4 protein-coding genes are annotated in these 5,488 nt (G+C 74.3%); 3 read left to right on the top strand and 1 reads right to left on the bottom strand.

Features of this window, described 5'->3' with window-relative positions; all coding sequences use genetic code 11:
* Together KMS84_RS37720 and KMS84_RS37715 are read left to right on the top strand one after the other, a co-directional pair.
* Positions 1-1,163, top strand: a 1,163-nt coding sequence (locus tag KMS84_RS37720; RefSeq protein WP_256921070.1) for a PP2C family serine/threonine-protein phosphatase, incomplete at its 5' end; no start/stop codon positions are given.
* 61 nt (positions 1,164-1,224) lie between these two features.
* Positions 1,225-2,967: a pyruvate dehydrogenase gene (locus KMS84_RS37715; RefSeq protein ID WP_256921069.1), complete on the top strand. Its 1,743-nt coding sequence runs from the start codon at positions 1,225-1,227 to the stop codon at positions 2,965-2,967.
* A gap of 39 nt (positions 2,968-3,006) precedes the next feature.
* On the opposite strand, the gene KMS84_RS37710 is transcribed toward KMS84_RS37715, so the two are convergent.
* Entirely contained in the window at positions 3,007-4,461 is a 1,455-nt protein-coding gene (locus KMS84_RS37710; RefSeq protein WP_256921068.1) for a helix-turn-helix domain-containing protein, read from the bottom strand.
* Between the two features lie 210 nt (positions 4,462-4,671).
* Here KMS84_RS37710 and KMS84_RS37705 point away from each other — a divergent pair, with 210 nt between their 5' ends.
* Positions 4,672-5,322 carry a hypothetical protein gene (locus KMS84_RS37705; RefSeq protein ID WP_256921067.1) on the top strand — a complete coding sequence of 217 codons (651 nt, stop codon included), beginning with the start codon at positions 4,672-4,674 and terminating at the stop codon, positions 5,320-5,322.
* Positions 5,323-5,488: the final 166 nt, after the last annotated feature.

Genomic DNA, 5,488 nt, shown 5'->3' with positions numbered 1-5,488 from the left:
CGGCCCCCACCGCCCACACCGACGGCCGGGCGCCCTCCTTCGCCCCGGCGGGCGCGCCGTCGTCAGCCCCCGGACCGACCTCGGACCGCGGCCGGGACCGCGCCGCCGACCCGGCCCCGGGACCCGCTCCGGACCGGGACGCCGGGACCGCTCCCGCGGACCGCCCGGCCACCGCCCTCGCGTTCCCGGCGCCCCCCGCCGCGAAGGACCACGTCGGCTCCGGTCCGCCCACCTACGACGCCGAGCCCACCGCCCTGCCCCCCGCCGACCCGGACGAGTTGGACGACCTGGTGGACGACACCGTCCTGGACGGCGCCCGGTACGGGGCCTGGGCGCTGCGGGCCGCGTCCGTGCGGGGCGACTCCGCCCGGTACCGGGGGGAGCCGCGCCGGGACGCGCTGCTCACCGCCCGCTTCGGGACGGGCGAGCACGCGCTCGTCCTGGTCGCGATGGCGACCGGCGCCCGGGCGACGCCGGGCGCCCATCGTGCCGCCGCCGAGGTGTGCCGGTGGATCGGGCGGGCCGTGGGCCGCAGCCACGTCCGGCTCGCCGAGGACATCAGGGCCGCCCGGCGCGGCGACCTGAAGTCGGGCCTGCACCGGCTCACCGACCGCAGCCTCGGCCGGCTGCGTGCCGGCGCCGCGGAACAGGGGCTCGAACCCGAGGAGTACGCGGCCACCCTGCGCTGTCTGCTGCTGCCCGCCGACCCCGACTGCCGCACCCGCGTCTTCTTCGGGGTGGGCGACGGCGGGCTGTTCCGGCTGCGCGGCGGCGTCTGGCGGGACATCGAACCCCAGGTGGGCGCGGTCGCGGGCGAGCCCGTCGTGGGGTTCGGGTCGCTCCCGGCCGAGACGCCGGAGGGAGACCGGCTCACCATGGACCTGGGCATCACCACTCCGCCCAACCCGTACGACCCGGCCCCCGAACCGCCCCGGGAGCCGTTCCGCTTCCGGGCCTCCGTAGCCCGCCCGGGTGACACGCTCCTGATGTGCACCGGCGGGCTGGCCGACCCCCTGCGCGGTGAGCCCGAACTGTCCGCGTACCTGACGGGCCGCTGGTCGGACCCCGCCCCGCCCGGCCTCGCCGCCTTCCTCGCCGACACCCAGGTCAGGGTGAAGGGCTATGCCGACGACCGCACGGCCGCGGCCGTCTGGGAGGCGTGAGCGCGTCACCGCGGCCACTGTGGAGGGATCGACCCGGGACACCGAAGGGATGCGTCGGTCCATGGCCAAGCAGAACGTCGCCGAACAGTTCGTGGACATCCTGGCCCGTGCGGGGGTCAAGCGCCTCTACGGAGTCGTGGGGGACAGCCTCAACCCGGTCGTGGACGCGGTGCGGCGCCATCGGGGCGTCGACTGGATCCACGTCCGCCACGAGGAGACCGCGGCCTTCGCTGCGGGCGCGGAGGCCCAGATCACCGGGCGGCTCGCCGCCTGTGCCGGATCCTGCGGGCCCGGCAACCTCCACCTGATCAACGGCCTGTACGACGCGCACCGCTCCATGGCCCCGGTGCTCGCCCTGGCCTCGCACATCCCCTCCGGCGAGATCGGCCTCGGCTACTTCCAGGAGACCCACCCCGACCAGCTGTTCCGCGAGTGCAGTCACTACAGCGAGCTGGTCTCCAACCCGGAGCAGATGCCGCGGCTGCTGCACACCGCGATCCAGAACGCCGTCGGCCGCGGCGGTGTCAGCGTCGTGTCCCTGCCCGGCGACGTCGCCGACCGGCCCGCACCGGACAGAACCGTCGAGACCGCACTGGTCACCGCCCGGCCCACCGTCCGCCCCGGCGACGCCGAGATCGACGCACTCGTCGAGATGATCGACGCGGCCGGCAAGGTCACCCTGTTCTGCGGCAGCGGAACGGCCGGCGCGCACGCCGAGGTGATGGAGTTCGCCGGGAAGATCAAGTCCCCGGTGGGACACGCGCTGCGCGGAAAGGAATGGATCCAGTACGACAATCCGTACGACGTCGGGATGAGCGGTCTCCTCGGATACGGGGCCGCCTACGAGGCCACCCACGAGTGCGATCTGCTGATCCTCCTCGGAACCGACTTCCCCTACAGCGCCTTCCTCCCCGACGACGTGAAGATCGCCCAGATCGACGTGCGGCCCGAACACCTCGGCCGGCGCTCCAGGCTGGACCTCGCCGTCTGGGGCGACGTGCGCGAGACCCTGCGCTGCCTCATCCCACGCGTGCGGGCCAAGGAGAACCGGCGCTTCCTCGACCGGATGCTGAAGAAGCACGCCGACGCGCTGGAAGGAGTGGTGAAGGCCTATACGCGCAAGGTCGACAGACACGTTCCCCTCCACCCCGAGTACGTGGCGTCCGTCCTCGACGAACTCGCCGACGACGACGCCGTGTTCACCGTCGACACCGGCATGTGCAACGTGTGGGCCGCGCGCTATCTCACCCCGAACGGCCGCCGCCGGGTCATCGGCTCCTTCTCCCACGGTTCCATGGCGAACGCCTTGCCCATGGCCATCGGCGCGCAGTTCACCGACCGCGGCCGTCAGGTGGTGTCGATGTCCGGCGACGGCGGCTTCGCCATGCTGATGGGCGACTTCCTGACCCTCGTGCAGTATGACCTTCCCGTGAAGGTCGTACTGTTCAACAACTCCTCACTGGGCATGGTGGAGTTGGAGATGCTGGTCGCCGGTCTGCCCTCGTACGGCACGAGCAACAAGAACCCCGACTTCGCCGCGGTCGCCCGTGCCTGCGGCGCCCACGGCGTCCGCGTGGAGAAGCCCAAGCAGCTGGCCGGCGCGCTCAAGGACGCCTTCCGGCACAAGGGTCCGGCCCTGGTCGACGTCGTCACCGACCCCAACGCGCTGTCCATCCCGCCGAAGATCAGCGCCGACATGGTGACCGGCTTCGCGCTGTCGGCCTCGAAGATCGTCCTCGACGGGGGAGTGGGGCGCATGGTGCAGATGGCCCGCTCCAACCTGCGCAACATGCCCCGGCCGTAGGCCCTCCGCGATCCGGGCGGGCCGGTGCGTGAGGACGGGTCAGTCGGTGGCGGGGACCCAGCGGCGCTCCCCGCCGTCCGAGCCGTACCAGTAGCGGGGCAGCCCCTTGATGCCGGTGGTGCGGAACGGACGGCCGTGGTCGTCGACGCGGACCGTGCCGCTACGGCCTCCGGAGGACCAGTCGAGTTCGAGATACCAGTCGCAGGCGCACTTCTCCGTGCGTGCCGTGACCAGCAGCACCTCGGGATCCCTGCCGGACACGCGGTAGGGCAGCCGCACGGCGGGGATGGTCCTGTCCTCGTCCGCGCCGGCGACCGAGCGCGCGACGGGCCGGTCGCGGTCGAGGTCCACCGCGAAGTAGCGCCTGCTCAGCGATCCCCCGCAGCCCTGCTCCATCGCGTACGCGGTGCCGCGCGCCGGCGCGGCGCGTCCGGTGACCCGCACGCGCACCGCGGTCAGCACGACGGCGGAGGAGCCGCGCCCCTGGAGCGTGATCTCCACATTGGTCTCCCGTCCGTGCAGGGCGCCCTGCGCCGAGGCCCAGGGCCCGGCGTCCTGGGCCATCGGGGGAGGCGGCACCTGCGCCGGCGGCCTGTCGATGACGTAGTCATGACCGCAGCCCTGCGCCCAGACCTGCGAGTCGGCCGTCCAGGTGAGCGGTACGCCCCTGGCGGGGAACGCCGGGGCTCCGCCGCCGGCCGGGGCGTCCTCGGCCACGGGCGACGTGGCGGTGGCACGGCCGGGAGAGGACGAGGGGGCGGCGGACCGGGCGGGGACGCGGGTCGTGGCCGGGGTCGGCGCGGAGGAGGAACGGCCGGACGCGGCCGCGGGGAACGGGACGGAGGGGGCCGCGGCGGACCGGGCCGCGTCGTCCCGCTCCGAGGGGTGACGGTGGCCGCCGGCGGGCAGCGCGGACAACGTGCCCAGGGTGGTCAGCAGCGCGCACGCGGCGCCGACCAGGAGCGCGGTGCGGCGGCGCCGGCGATGCGGGCGCACGCGCGCCGCATCAGGCTTCCCCGCCCTCGCCCTCGCCCCCGTCTCCGTTCCCGTCGCCGTCGCCTGTGCGGCAGCCAGGTCGTACGCGTCGTCGACGCCATCCGGGCCGCCGTCTCCCCTCGCCCCCGCAGGCGTCGTCCTCGCCCGCTCCGCCGTCTCCTCACGCCTCCGTGCCTCCGCGGCCGCCGCGCCCCGGGGACGCTTTCGTGCCGCCGCCGCGCGAAGCCATCGCCGGTGCAGTTCGAGGCGTTCGGCGGGCGTCGCCCCGCAGAACCGCGCGAGGCGCTCGACCGGGGCGAAATCCTGCGGGACCGCCTCCCCGGCGCAGTAGCGGTGCAGGGTCGAGGTGTTCATGCCCACGTGGCGCGCGAGGGAGCCGTAGCTGCGCTCGGTGCGCCCCTTCAGCTCCGCCAGCAGCGCCGCGAACTCCCTCACATCGCTCACGCAGTCGTCCGTGGACACCGTTCCCCCGTGCTCGTTCCGGCCCGGGGCGGTCATCCCAGGCACTCATATACCTGCACGTCAGGTGGCCTGGGATGGTTCCACCACCGGCGAAGAGGCGAAGACCGTTGCAGCGGGCCGGGGGAAGCGCCGATGCTCTTGGTGTCGCACCGACCAGGGCCGGAACCGACCGGCCGGCCCCTCGGCGCCGACCGCGTTCACACTCACCGAGCACACTCACCCAGCACTCACTCACGGGGGACACCCATGCCCAAGCGCATGCGAGCCGCGACGACCATCACGCTCACCGGACTCACCGCAGCCACCGCACTGACCGGCGCGGGCTCCGCCTTCGGCGCCGCGCCCGCTTCGACGGCGAGCGCGGCCGCCGCCCAGCGGCCGGGCTTCCTCTCCGCCGCGGACCTGCCGGCGCGTCCCGGCTCCCCGTGGACGGCGGGCAGGATCACCGCCGGGGCGTCGCCCGACGTGGAGCTGGACCAGTGCCTCGCCGGGGCCCTGGGCGGCGGATCGAACTCCTGGTACCGCGACTTCCGGACCGACCTCGACACGAGCGCCCGCCAGGTCGCCGTCCGGTCGTCGAGCGTCGCGGCGGCGAAGAGCCGGTACACGCGGATCGACCGGGACATCAAGTCCTGCGCCCGGCGGATCGAGCAGGCCGACCCGGAGGTCGAGGCCACGCTCAGGGACTACGGGCGGCTCGACGTCGAGGAGGGCGCCCACGTCTACGGCCTGCACACCGAGACGTCCTGGGGGGCCACCGACATCCGGCTCCTCTCCGTCGGCCGGGACGGCACGAGGGTGACGCTCGTGGACTGGCGCCAGATGGGCGACTTCGCAGACGCCCCGGTGAAGGCGTTCAAGAAGACGACCGTCACGGCCGTCGACAAGCTCCGCTGACGCGCCGGTCCTCCGACCATCCGGCCCTCTTCCCCTCCGGCGTTCCGAAGCGCCGGCGGCCCCGCCCGCACCACGCGGGCGGGACGTGCGGACCGGGCGAGGCGGGACCACTGAGAAGAGCGGGGCCGCCGCCCTCCCGCCACGGGGGTCGGGAGAGGCGGCGGCC

This window comes from Streptomyces hilarionis (genome assembly GCF_024539675.1).
Classification (GTDB): domain Bacteria; phylum Actinomycetota; class Actinomycetes; order Streptomycetales; family Streptomycetaceae; genus Streptomyces; species Streptomyces hilarionis.
Note: the sequence above shows the minus strand (reverse complement) of the source record. Positions and strands in the feature narration are given on the sequence as shown.